The 17,801-nt window shown below is 57.1% G+C and carries 19 protein-coding genes; 13 read left to right on the top strand and 6 right to left on the bottom strand.

The window, feature by feature from the left end:
• The first annotated feature begins 26 nt into the window (after positions 1-26).
• The 4 genes from ACRZ9U_RS16805 (at position 27) to dapD (ending at position 3,213) form a co-directional block, all read left to right on the top strand.
• Positions 27-626, top strand: a complete 600-nt coding sequence (locus ACRZ9U_RS16805) for a GntR family transcriptional regulator (protein ID WP_480902445.1) — start codon at positions 27-29, stop codon at positions 624-626.
• Positions 627-747: 121 nt separating this feature from the next.
• Positions 748-1,335, top strand: a complete 588-nt coding sequence (locus ACRZ9U_RS16800) for a biotin transporter BioY (protein ID WP_170406817.1) — start codon at positions 748-750, stop codon at positions 1,333-1,335.
• A complete protein-coding gene (bioB, locus tag ACRZ9U_RS16795) occupies positions 1,328-2,293 on the top strand; it encodes a biotin synthase BioB (RefSeq protein ID WP_170407866.1) in 966 nt (321 codons plus the stop codon). The genes ACRZ9U_RS16800 and bioB overlap by 8 nt, the downstream gene beginning before the upstream one ends.
• 92 nt (positions 2,294-2,385) lie before the next feature.
• Positions 2,386-3,213 carry a 2,3,4,5-tetrahydropyridine-2,6-dicarboxylate N-succinyltransferase gene (gene dapD, locus ACRZ9U_RS16790; protein ID WP_480902442.1) on the top strand — a complete coding sequence of 276 codons (828 nt, stop codon included), beginning with the start codon at positions 2,386-2,388 and terminating at the stop codon, positions 3,211-3,213.
• A 52-nt stretch (positions 3,214-3,265) separates the two neighbouring features.
• Here the strand turns inward: dapD and ACRZ9U_RS16785 are convergent, their stop codons facing one another.
• Positions 3,266-4,447 carry an aromatic ring-hydroxylating oxygenase subunit alpha gene (locus tag ACRZ9U_RS16785; RefSeq protein ID WP_170406813.1) on the bottom strand — a complete coding sequence of 394 codons (1,182 nt, stop codon included), beginning with the start codon at positions 4,445-4,447 and terminating at the stop codon, positions 3,266-3,268.
• Between the two features lie 142 nt (positions 4,448-4,589).
• On the opposite strand from ACRZ9U_RS16785, the gene ACRZ9U_RS16780 reads away from it, so the two are divergent.
• The 3 genes from ACRZ9U_RS16780 to ACRZ9U_RS16770 are packed head-to-tail and all read left to right on the top strand — an operon-like array spanning position 4,590 to position 5,807.
• Positions 4,590-4,832: a hypothetical protein gene (locus tag ACRZ9U_RS16780; protein WP_255611946.1), complete on the top strand. Its 243-nt coding sequence runs from the start codon at positions 4,590-4,592 to the stop codon at positions 4,830-4,832.
• 14 nt (positions 4,833-4,846) lie between these two features.
• A complete protein-coding gene (locus ACRZ9U_RS16775) occupies positions 4,847-5,425 on the top strand; it encodes a TetR/AcrR family transcriptional regulator (RefSeq protein WP_480902439.1) in 579 nt (192 codons plus the stop codon).
• Positions 5,426-5,462: 37 nt separating this feature from the next.
• A complete protein-coding gene (locus tag ACRZ9U_RS16770; RefSeq protein ID WP_170399025.1) occupies positions 5,463-5,807 on the top strand; it encodes a hypothetical protein in 345 nt (114 codons plus the stop codon).
• Here ACRZ9U_RS16770 and ACRZ9U_RS16765 read toward each other — a convergent pair.
• A complete protein-coding gene (locus ACRZ9U_RS16765) occupies positions 5,804-6,862 on the bottom strand; it encodes a transporter substrate-binding domain-containing protein (RefSeq protein ID WP_170406807.1) in 1,059 nt (352 codons plus the stop codon). The two genes, ACRZ9U_RS16770 and ACRZ9U_RS16765, sit on opposite strands and share 4 nt — an antisense overlap.
• 207 nt (positions 6,863-7,069) lie before the next feature.
• On the opposite strand from ACRZ9U_RS16765, the gene dapE reads away from it, so the two are divergent.
• From dapE to rnr, 3 genes are read left to right on the top strand one after another with little or no spacing between them, the layout of a single operon-like run.
• Positions 7,070-8,209, top strand: a complete 1,140-nt coding sequence (gene dapE, locus ACRZ9U_RS16760; RefSeq protein WP_170406804.1) for a succinyl-diaminopimelate desuccinylase — start codon at positions 7,070-7,072, stop codon at positions 8,207-8,209.
• Between the two features lie 3 nt (positions 8,210-8,212).
• Positions 8,213-8,788, top strand: coding sequence for a TIGR04282 family arsenosugar biosynthesis glycosyltransferase (locus tag ACRZ9U_RS16755; protein ID WP_170406802.1), 576 nt, complete (start codon positions 8,213-8,215; stop codon positions 8,786-8,788).
• 57 nt (positions 8,789-8,845) lie between these two features.
• Entirely contained in the window at positions 8,846-11,104 is a 2,259-nt protein-coding gene (gene rnr, locus ACRZ9U_RS16750) for a ribonuclease R (RefSeq protein WP_170406799.1), read from the top strand.
• Here the strand turns inward: rnr and ACRZ9U_RS16745 are convergent.
• Positions 11,095-11,481 carry a DUF1801 domain-containing protein gene (locus tag ACRZ9U_RS16745; protein ID WP_170406797.1) on the bottom strand — a complete coding sequence of 129 codons (387 nt, stop codon included), beginning with the start codon at positions 11,479-11,481 and terminating at the stop codon, positions 11,095-11,097. The two genes, rnr and ACRZ9U_RS16745, sit on opposite strands and share 10 nt — an antisense overlap.
• Positions 11,478-12,176, bottom strand: a complete 699-nt coding sequence (locus tag ACRZ9U_RS16740; RefSeq protein WP_480902434.1) for a glutathione S-transferase family protein — start codon at positions 12,174-12,176, stop codon at positions 11,478-11,480. Before ACRZ9U_RS16740 ends, ACRZ9U_RS16745 begins: the two co-directional genes overlap by 4 nt.
• 82 nt (positions 12,177-12,258) lie before the next feature.
• Here ACRZ9U_RS16740 and ACRZ9U_RS16735 point away from each other — a divergent pair, with 82 nt between their 5' ends.
• Positions 12,259-12,966, top strand: a complete 708-nt coding sequence (locus ACRZ9U_RS16735; protein ID WP_170406791.1) for a helix-turn-helix transcriptional regulator — start codon at positions 12,259-12,261, stop codon at positions 12,964-12,966.
• Between the two features lie 70 nt (positions 12,967-13,036).
• On the top strand, positions 13,037-14,353 hold the full coding sequence (locus ACRZ9U_RS16730) for a lytic murein transglycosylase (protein ID WP_170406788.1): 1,317 nt from the start codon (positions 13,037-13,039) through the stop codon (positions 14,351-14,353).
• 40 nt (positions 14,354-14,393) lie between these two features.
• On the opposite strand, the gene ACRZ9U_RS16725 is transcribed toward ACRZ9U_RS16730, so the two are convergent.
• Both ACRZ9U_RS16725 and ACRZ9U_RS16720 read right to left on the bottom strand, forming a co-directional pair.
• The gene (locus ACRZ9U_RS16725) at positions 14,394-15,791 is read right to left on the bottom strand and encodes an aspartate aminotransferase family protein (RefSeq protein WP_170406785.1); all 1,398 of its coding nucleotides are present in this window, start codon (positions 15,789-15,791) and stop codon (positions 14,394-14,396) included.
• Positions 15,792-15,866: 75 nt separating this feature from the next.
• Positions 15,867-16,550: a GntR family transcriptional regulator gene (locus ACRZ9U_RS16720; RefSeq protein ID WP_170406782.1), complete on the bottom strand. Its 684-nt coding sequence runs from the start codon at positions 16,548-16,550 to the stop codon at positions 15,867-15,869.
• 140 nt (positions 16,551-16,690) lie between these two features.
• Between ACRZ9U_RS16720 and ACRZ9U_RS16715 the strand changes: the two genes are divergently transcribed.
• Entirely contained in the window at positions 16,691-17,776 is a 1,086-nt protein-coding gene (locus ACRZ9U_RS16715) for a polyamine ABC transporter substrate-binding protein (RefSeq protein WP_170398992.1), read from the top strand.
• Positions 17,777-17,801: the final 25 nt, after the last annotated feature.

Genomic DNA, 17,801 nt, shown 5'->3' with positions numbered 1-17,801 from the left:
TTGTTCATGGATTTTATCTATAATTCATGACCGCGACCATTGCCGACACAATCTATAATGCCCTGAGCCAGAAAATCATCACCGGCGATCTTCCTGCCGGTGAAAAGCTGCGTCAGGACCATATCGCGCGCGACTTTGAGACCAGCCATGTGCCGGTGCGCGAAGCACTGCTGCGGCTTGAGGCGCATGGATTGGCCAAAAGCGAGCCGCGAAAGGGCATGCGCGTCACCGCGTTGGACCCTGCCGAAGTGCGTGAGGTGATCGAAATGCGTGTCGCGCTGGAAACGCTGGCAATGCAGTATTCCGTGCAAAACATGACCCCATCTGCTCTGAAGGCCGCTGATGATGCACGAAAGGCGTGTGATGAGGCAGAAAACATGCCTCAGTGGGAGGCGCGGAACAGGGTGTTTCATCGTGCCATCCTGACACCATGCGGGTTGCCCCGCCTTTTGCATTCTGTCGATGACCTGCACATCGCCAGTGCCAGGCACCTGTTTGCACATTGGCGGCCCAAATGGGTGCAGCGCGTCGATACGGATCACGCTGCGATCATTCAGGCGCTGAAGAGTAAAGACGTTTCCGCCGCAACTTCGATACTTGTGCGCCATATCCGTCGTGCAAGCTGATACTTTCTGCCATTGAAACGACGATCTGTGCCTCCTCAGAAGATTTGACTTGATTTTTAATAGATAAAAATGATGATCAATTCCGAACCTGTGTTATATTATCTATAAAAAGAGAATGACGATGAAAGCCACTCTGCAATCCACCCTCCCGGCCGCCGGAGTAATAACCCCTGCGGGTCAGATCCTTCGTGTCGCGTTGGGTATTCTTCTTTTGACCGCCAGTGCAAAAGTCCAGGTGCCATTTTGGCCTGTGCCCATGACCCTTCAAGTCGCCGCTGTCATGGCTATCGCCGCGGCATTTGGGCTGCGTCTCGGTTCTGCAACCGTGATCGGTTACATGGTTGCCGGGGCAGTGGGTTTGCCGGTGTTTGCCGGAACGCCCGAAAAAGGCATCGGGCTGGCCTATATGATGGGCGGAACCGGAGGTTATTTGCTGGGTTTCGTGGTCGCCTCGGTAATGGTTGGATGGGCCGCGGACAATCTGCGCAAACTGTTTCTGGTTCCGGCGATGCTGGCTGGACTTGCGGTGATCTATGCGCTGGGTCTGGGTTGGTTGGCTCAGTTCGTGCCTGCAGACAAGGTTCTGGTTTACGGTTTCAGCCCTTTCATTCTGGGTGATCTCGTGAAGATTGCATTGGCAGCCGTTCTCGTGATTGGCCAGCCGACGGGTCTGATGCAGAAAATCCGTGGGCCGCAGCCAGATGCTTGATACCGGGCAAGATATCCGCAGCGATTGGACCGTGGATGAAGTGGAGGCGCTGATGCGCCTCCCACTGTTGGATCTGGTAGGTCGCGCAAATGTAATTCACCGGACGTATCACGATCCAAACGACATCCAAAAAGCCAGCCTGCTGTCGATAAAAACCGGAAGCTGTCCCGAGGATTGCGCCTATTGCCCGCAATCCGCCCATCATCGCGAGGTCGAGCTGACCAAGGAAAAGCTCATGAACCCTGCGCATGTCATCTCGCTTGCCAAACGGGCGCGCGATGCGGGGGCTGAACGGTTTTGCATGGGTGCTGCATGGCGTCAGGTGCGCGACGGCGAAGAATTCGACAATGTGCTGGACATGGTGCGGGGCGTGCGCGATCTGGACATGGAGGCTTGCGTCACCCTGGGCATGCTCAAGCCACATCAGGCCAAACGATTGGCGGAGGCGGGACTTACGGCGTACAATCATAACCTGGATACTTCGCCGGAATTCTATGGCGAGATTATTGGAACTCGTACTTATCAGGATCGTCTTGAGACCCTCAGCTATTGCCGGGACGAAGGCATTGATCTGTGCTGCGGCGGCATTATCGGTATGGGTGAAAGCCTGCGGGATCGTGCCTCGCTGTTGCAGGTCCTTGCGAATTTTGACCCGCATCCCGAAAGCGTACCGATAAACGCGCTGATCCCGATCAAAGGCACGCCGCTGGCGCATCTAGAAAAGGTGGGCATTTTTGATCTGGTGCGCATGGTTGCGACCGCGCGGATCACCATGCCGCAAACACGGGTGCGTATGTCCGCAGGGCGGTCGGATTTTTCAACTGCCGAGCAGGCTTTGTGCTTTCTGGCTGGTGCAAATTCGGTTTTCTACGGCGATGTGTTGCTGACCGCACCCAATGCCGGAACCCAAAATGACCGGGATATGTTTGCCGCACTCAGCGCACTTACCGATGATTGACGCAAACCGAGGTATCCGCGTCGCATTGCGCCATGGGTCTCGCTTGCGTATAGGCCACATCAACGTGAACAGATTCTCTAGGGAGACGCCCCATGTCCAATGCGCAACTGGAAGCCGCCATCGAAGCCGCCTGGGAAGTACGTGACACAATCACCCCTGCGACCACCGGCGAGCAACGAGAAGCAATCGAAGACACGCTGAGCGCGCTGGACAGCGGTTCGCTGCGGGTAGCTGAAAAGCTCGACAGTGGTGATTGGCACGTGAACCAGTGGGCGAAAAAAGCAGTTCTGCTGGGGTTCCGCATCAAGGACATGGAAATCCAGACCGGAGGCCCGCAAGACGGCGGCTGGTGGGATAAGGTCGACAGCAAGTTCGCCGGCTGGGGAGAGAACCAGTGGCGCGCGGCAGGGTTCCGCGCCGTGCCAAACTGTGTGGTCCGCAAGTCGGCCTATGTCGCACCTGATGTGGTGCTGATGCCCTCGTTCGTGAACCTTGGCGCTTATGTCGATGAAGGCACGATGGTTGATACCTGGGCCACCGTTGGTTCCTGCGCGCAGATCGGCAAGAACGTGCACTTGTCGGGCGGCGTCGGCATTGGAGGCGTACTGGAGCCGATGCAGGCCGGTCCGACCATTATCGAGGACAACTGCTTTATCGGTGCGCGTTCGGAAGTGGTCGAAGGCTGCATCGTCCGCGAGGGTTCGGTTCTGGGCATGGGCGTATTCATCGGTAAATCCACCAAGATCGTGGACCGCGAAACCGGTGAAGTCATGTATGGCGAGGTTCCGCCCTATTCGGTGGTTGTTGCGGGCTCGATGCCGTCCAAGAACAATGTAAGCCTGTATTGCGCGGTCATCGTGAAACGCGTCGATGAAAAGACCCGTTCGAAAACTGGGATCAATGAGCTACTGCGCGACTGATCCCCTCGTTTCAGTTTGAATAGGCCGCAGAGTGCATGCTCTGCGGCCTTTCTTATTTTGGCATGAACTCCAGCACTGTTTGCTGAAAGAAATCAATCGCCGCCTCACCTCCGGCCCCTTTGGCCAGAGGGCCGACTTGATATCGGGGCGATTGAAGGGCGCGCTGCATCTTTTCGCACACCCAGACATCCTCGGTCTGAAAATCCCCCGTCTCCAGTGGGTGCTGGGTCCAGTGAGAGGATTTGATCCGACCGGATTCCGGGTCGTATCCGGGTATGTCCGCCGCGCGATGCGTATAGGTGAACCAGCCTTTAGGCGACCAGTTTCTGACCCGCAGCAGAGTTGTGTTGGCGTCGACCGGTTCCATGGTCGATATCGAAAACCCCCAGGGGTTTGGCGTCAGGATCGTGGTCGGAAACAGCATGTAGACCCCGCCATAGCCCGGCGTTTCGGCATTCCGTACCGTTTTCAGGCCGGACCCTTTGGCCGAGTTTTCAACAAACTGAGGGATACGATGTTTGACGCCTTCGCGCTCGGTCGACCACCAGACCATGTTGTGGCCAGAAACCTCCCAAAGATTCTTGTCATGGGTTGGCCCGCCCAACGTGTCTTTGTGCAGATAGGCCAGATGATAGCCATCGATTGCATTTTCAAAGAAGACCTTCCAATTGCAGTTGATCTCATAGACCACGTCGTCGGGGTTCTCTTGTAGCTCGCTTGATGCCAGATCATGAGGCCAAGGTATTTGAGCCAGAGCGCCAAGCCACGCGTCAAAGCTCTGATCCGGTTCTGGGTGAACAAAAACAAGGTTGCGGAAGACACCGACTGAGGCACCGAACAACGCGGTTGCCTTCTTGTCCAGATCCGGAAAGCACTCGCGCTGGGCTGGTACTCCGCGCAATGCGCCATCCAGATTGTAGACCCAGTTGTGATAAGGGCAGACAATGGTCTTGCCTGCGTTGCCGCAACCTTCCAACAACTCGGTTCCGCGATGGCGGCATTGGTTGTGGAAGGCGCGCAAGTCGCCATTTGCGTCCCTTATGACAATCAGAGCGTAGGCCCCGGCCTGAATCGTCCTGAAATCGCCAGGCTCGGTGAAATCCATAGTCACGCCGGCAAAACTCCAGCACTTGCTGAACAGGGTTTTCTGTTCGGCCTCATACCAACTGTCCGAGACATATGCCTCACGCGGCAGTTGTTGCTTGGGTTGATCCGGAAGTGCGTCAGGCGGCATTGTCGAGTCCGTTTATTGTCAAAAATGATAATCATCAATATTGACAATAAATCTTCGAATGTCCAGATTTCACCTTAAGATTTTTCTGAACCCGCTTGGAGGCAGGATGACTTTTATTCAAACCCTGAGGAATCAAAGGTGGATGACACTGCTAATTCTGGCGGCGCTTCTTGTTTCGACCTTCGCCGGGTATTACGGCCTTTGGGGTCTGTTGTTCATATTTTGGGGGCTCTTGGCGGTGCGCTCGGGGCAGGCCTTCTTGATCGAACCGATAAACCGCGCGACAGATCCGGCACTGTTCTGGTCGCTGACGGGTTTGTGGATCGGTTTGGGCGTTCTCTACGTTCTGGCGGATGTTTTTCCACCAGTTGCGAACGGATTCTGATGCCCCGTCCCAGTATGAAAGACGCCAGATCCGAGCAAATCCTGAACGCATTTATGCGTTGTGTCGCGCGGTACGGGCTGGATGGCTCGACCCTGGCGCGCATATCAGAAGAGGCAGGCGTCGGGCGGCCATTGCTGCGCCACTATCTGGGCAACCGGGATGAGATGGTTCGCAAGCTGCTGGATCACGTCCTGAAAGTCTTCGCGGATCAGGTTGAGGCGCTCTTCGACACTCTGCCGTGCACTGATCGGGTTGCAGCGATGCTGGACGCTTTGTTCGGACGCGGCACCTATTCTTCGGAAAGTGCTGCGGTGTTTGCCGCTTTGGTCGCAGCCTCAGAAAGACACGCGGATTTGCGAGAACCCTTGCTTGGGTTTGTCTATGACTTCGAGGCAAGGATCGCTGCTGAAATCATGAACGAACTGCCTGCTGCCAATATGCAAGGGGTCCAAGCCGTGGCAGCGGGTATGTCCGCAATTTATTTCAATACGGATGCTGTGATGCCATTGCGACCCCGGGCGGAATGGCGCGACACGCAGCGCGTGGCAGCGCAGATGCTGTTGGACCACCTATACGACAGCACCTGCGACTGAGTTGACCGTGCCATCGGGCCAGCGTATTGCGGGCACTATGGAAAAGCAGAAAAAACCTTCGCGCCAGCAAGTCTATACGTTGTTGGTTCAGATCGGTCGCAAAGATGGCGACGGCCTGCCCGAAGGCGCGACCGGGGCGGCGTTGATGTGTTTTGCCAGCGGCGTGGACGAGGCCGAAGCCGTGCGCGAGACAGTAGCGATCCTGAAGCAGGCCGATACTGCACCGCTGGATGTCACCGGCTATGGCACCCTGGCCGAGCGTGAGGCGCAAGGACATGATATCGATCCGGATGAGCGGGCATTGATGCAACGGGCGCTGGATGAAAACGCGGTTATCGTGGCACAGATGACGCCATTCTTCGGCGACGAGGAAACTGCTTAGTTTCTTACCCCGAACCACTTGCGATAGATTTCGTCATAGGTGCCGTCTTCGCGCAGGGACAGCAGCGCCTGATTGACGTCTTCGACCAATGGCGATCCGGTTGGAAATGCGATCCCATAGTTTTCACGCAGGAAGATGCCCCCGGTCATTGTCGCCATTCTGCGCCCTTCGTGGCTTGCATAATAGGACAGGATCGGAGCGTCGAAAACGACCGCATCCAAATCCTTATTCTCAAACGCGTTCAGCATGTCCTGCAGATCGCCATAGCCGGTATAGTCGATCTCGCGCCGGTTCAGAAAACTGGCGGCGGTTGAATCGGAAATCGTCCCGACCTGTTTGCCGTAAAGGTCGTTGACCGAATTGACGCTGCCGGTGATTGCGTCCACCGTCATCACCGAGGTGATCCGGGCCGTGAAAACGGAGACGATGAATAGGGATGACACCACCAGTACTACACCCAACAGGCGGCCAAACGGGGTGCGCGGCATCCGCTCTTCAAAGCCACCGTTCACCACCAGGTTGAGGGCCCACCAGAACGAGGGGAACCACGCCTCATTCAATTTGCGATCAAAGTAGGGCTGCGCGCGTTTCTCAAAACTCCACATCAGCATGCCGCCACCAAGCAGGATCGCAAAGGCCAGCCCGATGGCGATGAACAATTCCCGAGACAGCAAAGCGTGCAACAGCGATGGCTGGCGAGCGGCCTCTGACGGGACCATGATCTGTAATCCGGCCTCAAATATCGGTTGCGTGAAATCCATTCGGGTTTCGCGCAAGGCGGTGATCGATATATTAGCGATCGCCAGATCGGCAGAGCCATCCTGAACCGCGCCCAACATTTCTCCAAATGTCTCGACGCGGTTGACCGAGTATTCCCAGCCGAGTGATTCAGACAGTGCCGCCAGAAGATCCATCGAGAAACCGGTCTGGGCACCGTCCTCGACAAATGAGAACGGAGGACGGGTTACCGTTGTAACCGTAAGAGACTGGGCCTGGCTTTGCTGCGCAAGAGTCGCGAAAGTCAGGCAGATCAATGCGAAGAAGACACGCTTCATGTGGAATCACCTGTTTCGCGGCCCTCTAACGCACTTAAGGGCAGCGCGGCAAGGCAGCCGCTGGGTCAACGCTCATGTTTTGTTGGGGCGCAAAATCAAGCCGCTTGGGCATTCGGTCTCGGAATTCGACTATTCGGGGTTGGCAATCCGGGCAATTCGTTGAATCTGTGCACGAACACAGGCACCCCTAAGGACAAGAGGCCCAATATGACCGATCCAGTTGAGCTGACAGCAAATCTAATCCGTTGCCCATCGGTCACACCCGATGAAGGCGGGGCTTTGGTCTTGCTGCAGCAAGTGCTGGAGGAGGCCGGATTTTATTGCACTCGCGTAGATCGAGGTGGAACCTGCAACCTCTTCGCCCGGTGGGGGCAGAAGGGTCACGCGCGCAGCTTTGGCTTTAATGGTCATACGGATGTGGTTCCGGTAGGGGATGAAGCAGCCTGGACCATGCCTCCTTTCGGCGCCGAGGTCCGGGACGGGGTGATGTACGGCCGGGGCGCGACGGATATGAAATCGGGCGTGGCAGCATTTGCGGCAGCGGCTATCGATTTTGTGCGTGACACGCCCCCGGATGGGGCGGTGATCCTGACGATCACAGGTGATGAAGAAGGCGACGCACTGGATGGCACTGTTGCTTTACTGGATCACATGGCCGCAACGGATGAGCGGATGTCGGTTTGTCTGGTGGGAGAACCCACTTGCCCGAACACGATGGGCGAAATGATGAAGATCGGCCGGCGCGGTTCGATGACTGCGTGGTTCACTGTGACCGGAGTGCAGGGGCATTCGGCCTATCCGCATCGGGCAAAGAACCCGGTGCCCGCGATGGCGCGGCTGATGGATCGGCTGGCCAGCCAAGAACTGGATCAGGGGACCGACCACTTTGACGCCTCGACCTTGGCGGTTGTCACGATCGACACCGGTAATCCGGCGACAAATGTGATCCCGGCGCAATGTTCTGGGACAGTGAACATCCGGTTCAATGACCTGCATTCCGGGGCCAGTTTGAGCGATTGGTTGCAATCCGAGGCAGACACCGTTGCCGAGGCGTTTGGCGTCGATGTCGAGACCCGGATCAAGATTTCGGGTGAAAGCTTTCTGACCCCTCCGGGGGCATTGTCTGATCTGGTAGCTTGCGCTGTCAAAGCAGAAACAAATATTCGCCCCGAGCTTTCGACCACCGGCGGGACCTCGGATGCCCGCTTCATCAAAGATCATTGCCCGGTGGTCGAGTTTGGTCTGGTCGGGCACACCATGCATCAGGTCGATGAATGTGTCGAAGTGGCGCAAATTCATCAACTCAAGGCGATCTACACCCGTATTCTGACGGATTACTTCGCCTGATCCATGCAGAAAACGCTGGTCATCATGGTGAAAGAGCCACGTCCAGGGCGGGTCAAGACCCGTTTGGGGCGCGATATCGGCATGGTTGGGGCTGCTTGGTGGTTTCGGCATCAAACGCGATCTCTGATCCGGCATCTGCGTGATCCACGCTGGCAGATTGTACTGGCGGTCTCTCCAAATAGGGAGGGAATGAACAGTCGGGTCTGGCCTGTTGATTTACCCCGGAAGCCTCAGGGGCGCGGAGATCTGGGCGACCGTATGGGGCGGATGTTGCGCGGTGCTCCCGATGGTCCGGTGTGCCTGATCGGTGCGGATATTCCGGGCATCACAAGGGGTCACATTGCGCGGGCCTTTCGCGCGTTGGGCCGGGCTGAGATGGTGTTCGGGCCATCCCCGGATGGCGGCTATTGGTTGGTTGGTGCTCAGCGTTATGGCGCGTTGCCTTCGGGGTTATTCCGCGATGTGCGCTGGTCAACGGAACACGCGTTGAAAGACACACTGAATTCGGTTCGCGGGTGCCGAGTAACGTTGCTGGATCACCTGAGCGATGTGGATACCGTGGCCGATCTGCACGGCTGACATCATGCACCGCTTTTTGACCATGACGCGGTCGCATGCCCGTGCTAGGCCAAACTCATGACACGCATTCCGACCAAGCAAGAGGTCCTCGACTGGATCTCGGCGAACCCTACCCTGACCTCGAAACGTGATATCGCCAAGGCTTTTGGCATCAAGGGCGCGGATCGGATCGACCTGAAGCGCATCCTGAAAGAGCTTGAGGCCGAAGGCCATCTGGAAAAGCGCAAGCGCAGCTATCGTGATCCGGATCGTCTGCCGCCGGTCAGCGTGTTGCAGGTAAAGGCTCCCAACGTAGATGGCGACCTGTTTGCGCGCCCGTTGGAATGGCACGGCGAGGGGGTTGAGCCCATCGTTCTGCTCGTCACGCGTGCCAGCGATCCGGCGCTGGGTGAGGGTGACCGCATTCTGGCCCGCCTGACCGTGGTGCATGAGGAAGATCACAATTACGAAGCCCGCTTGATCCGCCGCATCGGCACCAACCCGCGCAAGATCGTCGGCATTTTTCGCAAAGGGGCCGAGGGCGGACGGATCGTGCCCATCGACAAGGCTGGTCAGACAGAATGGCTGGTCGCGGACGGGGCCGTTCTGGGCGCCAAGGACGGTGAGCTGGTCGAGGCCGAGCAGGCCGGACCCAAGAACCGCATGGGCCTGCCGCGTGCGCGTATTGTTGAACGGCTCGGCGATCCGACCGCGCCCAAGGCTGTCTCATTGATCGCCATCCACCAACACGGTATTCCCGACGATTTCCCGGACAAGGTGATCGAAGAAGCCGACAAAGCCAAACCCGTCGGACTGAAAGGGCGTGAAGACCTGCGTGATATGCCGTTGCTGACCATCGATCCTGCGGATGCACGGGACCACGACGACGCCTGCTATGCCCATGCTGATGACGATCCCAAGAACCCGGGTGGCCATGTGATCTGGGTCGCCATCGCTGACGTCGCTGCCTATGTGAAACCCGGTACGGCTCTGGATCGCGAGGCGCGCAAGCGGGGCAACTCCAGTTACTTTCCGGACCGCGTAGTGCCGATGCTGCCGGATCGCCTGTCCGGCGATCTGTGTTCCCTGCACGAAGGCGTGCCGCGCGCTTGTATTGCCGTGCGGATGCAGATTGATGCCGAAGGCAACAAGATAGGCCACCGGTTCGTGCGCGGCCTGATGCGCTCTGCCGCCTCGCTGAATTATAACGAGGTGCAGGAGGCGATCGACGGCAACCCGAACGACCGCACCGGGCCGCTGTTGGATACGGTGCTGAATCCGCTTTATACCGCGTATGCTGCGCTGAAAAAGGCGCGTACCGTGCGGCAGCCGCTGGAGCTGGACCTGCCTGAACGCAAAATCGTACTCAGCGATGCGGGTGAGGTGACCAGCGTCGCGTTCCGTGACCGGCTGGATGCGCATAAGCTGATCGAGGAATTCATGATCCTCGCCAATGTCGCCGCTGCCGAGACCCTGATCACCAAACGCCGCCCGCTGCTGTTCCGCGTCCACGAAGAGCCCGCGCCCGAAAAGCTGGAAAGCCTGAGAGAGACGGCGCAGGCGGCGGGATTAAACCTCGCCAAAGGGCAGGTATTGCAGACCCGACATCTGAACGCGCTGCTAAACGCCGCCGCTGGTACCGAGGATGCGGAGCTGATCAACCTGACGACCCTGCGGTCGATGGCGCAGGCCTATTACCACCCCGAAAATTTCGGCCATTTTGGGCTGGCTCTGCGGAACTATGCGCATTTCACTTCTCCCATCCGGCGCTATGCTGATCTGATCGTGCATCGCGCGCTGATCTCAGCCCATGGCTGGGGCAAGGACGGATTGACCGAGGATGAGATTGCACGGTTGGAAGAAACGGCGACCCATATCTCGGATACCGAGCGCCGCTCGATGATGGCCGAGCGCGATACGACTGATCGCTATCTGGCGGCCTATCTCAGCGAGCGGGTCGGCAATGAGTTTTCTGGCCGGATCAGCGGTATTGCCCGGTTCGGTGCCTTCGTGAAGATGGACGAGACCGGAGCGGACGGTCTGGTTCCAGTGCGTTCGCTGGGGCGAGAGTTTTTCCATTTCGACCGAGAGGCCGGGACGCTGATGGGCTCGGACACCGGGCTGATCATCGCCATTGGCCAGCGTGTCACGGTGCGGTTGACCGAGGCGACGCCGGTGACGGGCGGATTGGAATTGGAGTTGTTGTCCCTCGATGATCAGGCGCTGCCGCGCGGCCGTGGCCCCGCCAAGCGCGGAACGCGGCGCAAGGCCGCCAGCACAAAGCGCAAGAAGGACAAGATCAAGCGCAAGGTCGAACGCAAACGCCGTCAGAGGTGATAAGTAAGCGCGCGCGCAATCAGCCAGCCATGGCGCGTAGGATCAATCTGATCGGGCCGGTCGAACAGAATCGCGCGATTGCCGTCGATCCGATCCTCGCCAGGAAAGGCGGAAGTAAAATCCCCCATCAGTCGGCTTTGGCAATGCACGAACAACGCAAAACAGGCCGCCTTGTGTCCGCCCAAACGAATCGTCGAGCCTTTGGGCGCCAGATAGGCGGGCTGGCCCCACCGCAACGCTTCTTCCAGAGGCTGAGCGCGTGGCAGTGAGGCCGCGGTTTCGAATATCAACTCGCGCAGCGCTAGTGCCCCATTGCGCGTCTCTTCCGGTAGCGCCTCATAGGCTGCAGCGACTTTTTTGTCCTCAAAGGCTGTCATGATAGCGGGATCGCCTGCTCCATTCGGTCGATATAGCTGTTGAGCAGCTTATCTTGTTTAATCCGACGGGTCAGGGGGGTGTCTGATGGTGTCGCGCGCATCGCCGCCAGCATTGGACCGACGCTCATGTCCGCCGAGGTAGGTTTCTCTCCCATCAGATAAGGCGATTGCCAAAGATAGGCCGAGATCGCCTCAAAGTCGCGCTCCAGCCGGTCTTGTCGTTCGACGGGCGAAAAGCGGGATACACCTTGAAACGCGAGCCCCTTGAGAACGGATTTCCGGATTGAATTCGAAACCGGCTTGCGGATCAGTGCGGGAATGACGGTAAAGAATGTATCGCGCAGGATTGGCCAGACCTCATCATTGGCCCAACGGTCCTGCACGACATGGAAGTACAGATGTTCCTCGGCCATGCGGATCAGCGCGCGGGACTGGGCTTTTTGCAGATCGGTCAGGCCAGCATCGAAATCGGCCCCCTGAGCCTCAAGCCAGTCGCGGATCAGGTCGCTGTCCGGAATCAGACGTTCAGGCGTGCGTAGAACCGGCAGCTTCTGGTGTGGCATCTTGCGTGGGTCCAGCAGATCGGACCGTTGCCAGCGCAGGCCCGCGCTTTGAAGCATCAGGGCCGTTTTCACGCAGAATGGGCTGGCGCTGAACAGGCCAAAGGCAGAGGGGAAGGTGAGAAGGGTCAGCATCATCAGCTCCATAGTTGGGACGCCTGATGGGTACGCCGGACTGATGACAGATTCTGACGTTAGGCTTAGAGTAGACTATACTATGTCCCGCACCGCCCGTCTTTTTCAGTTGATGCAGGCCCTACGATCTGGCCCCTCGCCCAGAACGTCGGTTCAATTGGCGCAGGATTTAGGCGTTTCGCCGCGCACAGTGCACCGGGATATCGATGCATTGCGTGGCCTCGGGGCGATAATCGACGGAGAGGCCGGGTTCGGGTTCACCCTAATCGAGGATGCGACCCTACCGCCGTTGGGTTTCACCAATGACGAGCTCGAAGCGCTGGTGTTGGGCTTGCGCGAGGTGCAATTGATCGGAGACCCGGCGCTGTCGGATGCTGCAAGCGCGGCCCTACGCAAGCTGCAGGGCCGGTTGCCGCAGCGCCAGTCGCATCGGCTGAGCCATGCTGTTCTGACCGCCACGCGATTTGACAGGCCAGCCGTGCCAACAATTGACGTTGCCATTTTACGCCAAGCCGCGTGGGATGAACGCGTGATCGAGTTCGCCTATACCGATGCTAAAGGCGCAGACACCCGTCGTCGGGTCAATCCGCTGAGCATCGTCTATATGGACCGTGCCAGCGTATTGCTGAGTTGGTGCCACCTGCGTCAGGATTTCCGAGTGTTTCGGCTGGATCGTATGCAGGGCATGGATGTGACCGAGGATAGCTTCCGACCCAATCGCGTATCGCTATTGCGTGAAGCCATTGCCCGTCTTCGCGCGGAACGTGAGGAACAGGATCAGGAAACCTGACGTTCTGCGTTTTGAGAAATTCCGATTGTGAGCTATCATCGGCTCTGAGCAGTAATCAGGATAAAACGGAATGCGTAAGTGTGTAGGTGGCGTTATGACCGCCGCATTATGGGCATCCATCGTGCAGGCGGATACAACAGAAAATTCGATACGGCCTCTGGCCCGACCTATGGTCGACAATGTGCAACTGGCCTCGGCGGATGTGACGGTCTCGGTACGGCCCGTGCTGCGGCCTAAGGTCGAGGTGCAACGTCTATCGGCAGACGGGAATGCCCGATTTCAGGCTTGGCTGGGGGCATTTCGCAAGCGGGCGCAAGAGCAGGGCATCTCGGTCAATACGCTGGATCGGGCGTTGGCTGGGGTGACCTATGACAGTGACATCATCAAACGCGATCGCAATCAGGCGGAGTTTTCCAAACCGATCTGGGAATATCTGGATGGAGCGGTTTCAAAAACGCGGATTTCCAACGGTCGCGCTGGGCTAGACAAGCACCGAGAGACTTTGACCCGGATCGAAGCCCAGTACGGCGTCGAAAAAGAGGTCGTGACCGCGATCTGGGGTCTTGAGACTTCGTTCGGCACCTACCGAGGAAGCAAGCAAACCATTCGGTCGCTGGCGACTTTGGCCTTTGATGCTCGACGAGCAAACTTTTTTGAGGGACAGCTGATCGCCGCGTTGCAGATACTGCAGGCAGGGGATGTCGACCCTGAGAATATGGTTGGCAGTTGGGCTGGGGCGATGGGGCATACACAGTTCATGCCGACCTCGTTTCTTGATTACGCGGTTGATTTCGATGGAGATGGGCGTCGCGAGATCTGGTCCGATAATCCAACTGATGCCTTAGCATCAGCCGCTTCTTATTTGGCAAAACATGGATGGACCAAAGGCCAACCTTGGGGGGTCGAAGTGCAACTACCATCCGACTTTGACTACGCCAACGCGCGGCGAGATTTCACTATGATGCCGTCGGAATGGGCGGCCCGTGGGGTTCTTGCTTACTCGGGCAAGGCCGTGCCCGATCACGGTCAAGCGGCAATTCTGTTACCGGCTGGTGGTCGAGGTGTCGCCCTGATGATCTTCAATAATTTCAAAGTGATCGAGGCCTACAACGGCGCCGATGCCTACGTGATCGGCATCGGGCATCTGTCCGACCGGCTTGCAGGAGGCTCTCCGTTTGAGGCCGATTGGCCGCGTGGCGATCGCGTATTGAGCTTTACTGAAAAGAAAGAACTACAGCGTCGGCTGACTCAGGCGGGCTTCGATACACAAGGGATCGATGGGCGCACCGGGCCAAATACGATTAACGCGGTGCGCGCGTTTCAGGTTGCTCAGGGGTTGATCCCGGATGGATACCCGTCGCTCGGCCTGCTGGAAAGGATGCGCTGATAATTAGGGCGGCCCACTTGGGTCGCCCATGATCTAATGATCAGGACGCAGGCTTCATCAGACCTTTTTCGTTGATTTCAACCAACGCATCATCCAACGATTTTTGAATGCGCACGAACATCTCGTCGATTTCGGCCGGGGTAATGACCAGCGGCGGAGAGATGACCAAGCGGTCATCCACATGACGCATGATCAGATTGTTTTTGAAGCAATGTTCGCGGCAGATATATCCGATCGTGCCGGGATCTGATGCGAACTTGGCTCGGCTTGCCTTTTCAGGCGTTAATGCGATGGACCCCATCAAGCCTGCGATCTTTGCCTCTCCGACTAGCGGATGCTCGACCAATGCGTCCCATTTCTTTTTCATATAGGGCGCGGCCACGTTGCGCACATGATCGACGACGTTTTCTTCTTCGAGGATGCGCAGATTTTCGAGCGCAACTGCTGCGGCAACCGGGTGGCCGGAATAGGTGTAGCCATGGTTGAACTCGGTGGCGCTGATGACACGGGCGACTTCGTCGCAGACGATCGATCCGCCAATAGGTGCATAGCCTGAGCTAAGGCCCTTGGCGATTGTCATGATATGCGGTTTGATCCCGACGGTTTGCGAGCCAAACCAGTTGCCGGTTCGGCCAAACCCGCAGATCACCTCATCCGCGATCAGCAGTATATCGTACTTGTCGCAGATGCGCTGAATTTCAGGCCAATATGTGTCGGGTGCGATGATCACGCCGCCTGCGCCCTGCACAGGTTCGGCGATGAAGGCAGCGACGCGATCTTCGCCCAGTTCCTGAATGGCTTCTTCCAGCTCGCGCGCGCGGGCAAGGCCGAATTCCTCCGGGCTCATATCGCCGCCTTCCGCCCACCAATTTGGCTGGTTGATATGGTGGACATTCGGGATTGGAATGCCGCCCTGCGCATGCATTCCTGCCATGCCACCCAACGACGCCGATCCAACAGAAGAACCGTGATAGGCATTCTTGCGGCTGATGATGATGTTCTTGTCCGGCTGACCTTTTTCGGCCCAATAGGTGCGCACTAGACGGATGTTGGTGTCGTTGGCCTCGGACCCGCTTCCGGCAAAGAAGACATGGTTCAGATCACCTGGCGCAAGCTCAGCCAGTTTTGCAGCCAGCGCAATGGCGGGCGTATGGGTCGTCTTGAAGAAAGTATTATAATACGGCAGCTCGCGCATTTGACGTGCGGCTGCATCGGCCAGCTCGTCGCGGCCATATCCGATATTTACGCACCACAATCCGGCCATACCATCCAGAATTTCATGACCTTCGCTATCGGTCAGATAGACGCCCTTGGCACGGGTGATGACCCTGACACCTTCGTCTGCCAGCGCCTCATTGGTCGAAAAAGGATGCAAATGGTGTGCTGCGTCCAGCGCCTGCAATTCGGCAGTGGGCATGTGATTGGTGATGGTGGACATCTCGGATTCTCCAGCAAGCGTCGTTGCCAGATAGAATATGATCAAATTTTATGCTGTCAATCGAATCGCTGGTTTCTAGGTGCTTGGCAAAGCATCGCCCATCATTCCCATACCCTGCTCAATGTCCTGCGCTGTTGCTAACGCGGCCTTTTCTGCATCTCGCTCACGTAGCGCGGCAATAATGTCTTTGTGTCTGTCGGGCAGGCTTTGAGTGCCGAAGCGACCGCAAACGATGCGCAACGAAGGGCCGAATCGCAGCCATAGCCGTTCGGCTAGATCAACAAGTATCGGAGCGTCCGCATGGGAATACAGAGATTGGTGAAAGGCGTGGTTCAAACGCAGGTAACCCCCTACATCGCCATCCGCGATCATATTGTCCAATCGTTGATCCAGCTGCTCAAGATAGTCGATCTCGGTTATAGATATGTTCTTTGTGGATCGCCTGGAAAGCTCTGTTTCTATTGAAATTCTTGCAAAAATCATCTGCTCGATGTCGTTGGCTGAAAGCAGCGGGACGCTCACGCGACGATTGCCCTGAAAAATGAGCGCGCCGTCGGAAATCAGACGGCGTATCGCCTCGCGCACCGGAGTCATGCCGACACCAAGCGAATCAGTCAGTCCCTGGATCGTGACCGGCTGCCCGGGCACGAGATCGCCAAACAGAATCTGGGATTTCAGTGTCCGATAGACCTGTTCGTGCGCTGGGCGTTTTTCTTCATCTACCGGAGGTGTATCTGCTTTATTTTTGATCAAATCCAAAAGGTTTGCCCCAATCCAAGTGTTTCTGTCTTGCCAGAATCTTCACCTATTCCGACCATAGGTGAAACCGTCGTGAAACGCAAAACTTGATCAAATCCAAAAAAAGGTCAAAATGGCCGCACAGTTGCAGGGAGAAAAATATGAAACTGAAAACGCTGGGGATGACAGCGATCGTCGCATTGGGGACTTCGGCCGCGTTTGCTGAAGAAGTGCGCGTCTATAACTGGTCCGACTACATTGACGAAGATCTGCTGAGCAAATTCGAAGAAGAAACAGGGCTAACCCTGATCTACGATGTGTTCGACAGCAACGAGGTTCTGGAAACAAAAATGCTGGCCGGTGGGTCAGGCTATGATGTGGTTGTGCCTTCAGGCACGTTCCTACAACGCCAGATCCAGGCCGGCGCATTCCAGGAACTGGATGCCGCCAAGCTATCGAATGCAGGCAACCTATGGGATGTGATCCAGGAACGAACCGCAGGGTATGACCCCAACAACGCCTACTCGATCAACTATATGTGGGGCACGACAGGTATCGGGTTGAATGTCGGCAAGGTCAAAGAAGTGCTGGGCGACGATGTTGCGCTTAACAGCATGGATCTGGTGCTCAAGCCCGAGAACATGGAAAAGCTGGCCTCGTGTGGGGTGCATTTCCTCGACGCACCGTCTGAGATCATTCCGATGGTGCTGCAGTATATCGGCGAAGACCCTGACAGCCACGACACAGACGTAATTGGGAAAACCGAAGAGATTCTGACCAGTGTGCGCCCGTATGTTCAGAAATTCCATAGCTCGGAATACATCAATGCGCTCGCCAATGGTGATATCTGCGTTGCTGTCGGCTGGTCCGGCGACATCTTGCAGGCACGCGACCGTGCGGCGGAAGCGGATAACGGCGTGGAAATTGAATACCATCCCTTTGCGGAAGGCTCGCTGATGTGGTTTGACCAGATGGCTATTCCGGTCGACGCACCAAACCCCGAAGGCGCGCACCAGTTCCTGAACTTTATCCTGGATGCCAACAACATGGCTGCGGCGTCGAACTATGTGTACTACGCCAACGGCAACAAGGCCTCGCAGGAGTTTCTTGAGGAGGACGTGATCGGTGATCCGGCGATCTATCCGGATGATGCGACCATGCAGAACCTCTACATCACCACACCTTATCCGGCAAAGACCCAGCGAGTGGTGACACGTCTCTGGACCAAAGTGAAATCAGGCACCTGATCTGATTATAGCGCAAGGCGGGCCC

The sequence above is a fragment of the Ruegeria sp. D7 genome, assembly GCF_056534355.1.
Note: the sequence above shows the minus strand (reverse complement) of the source record. Positions and strands in the feature narration are given on the sequence as shown.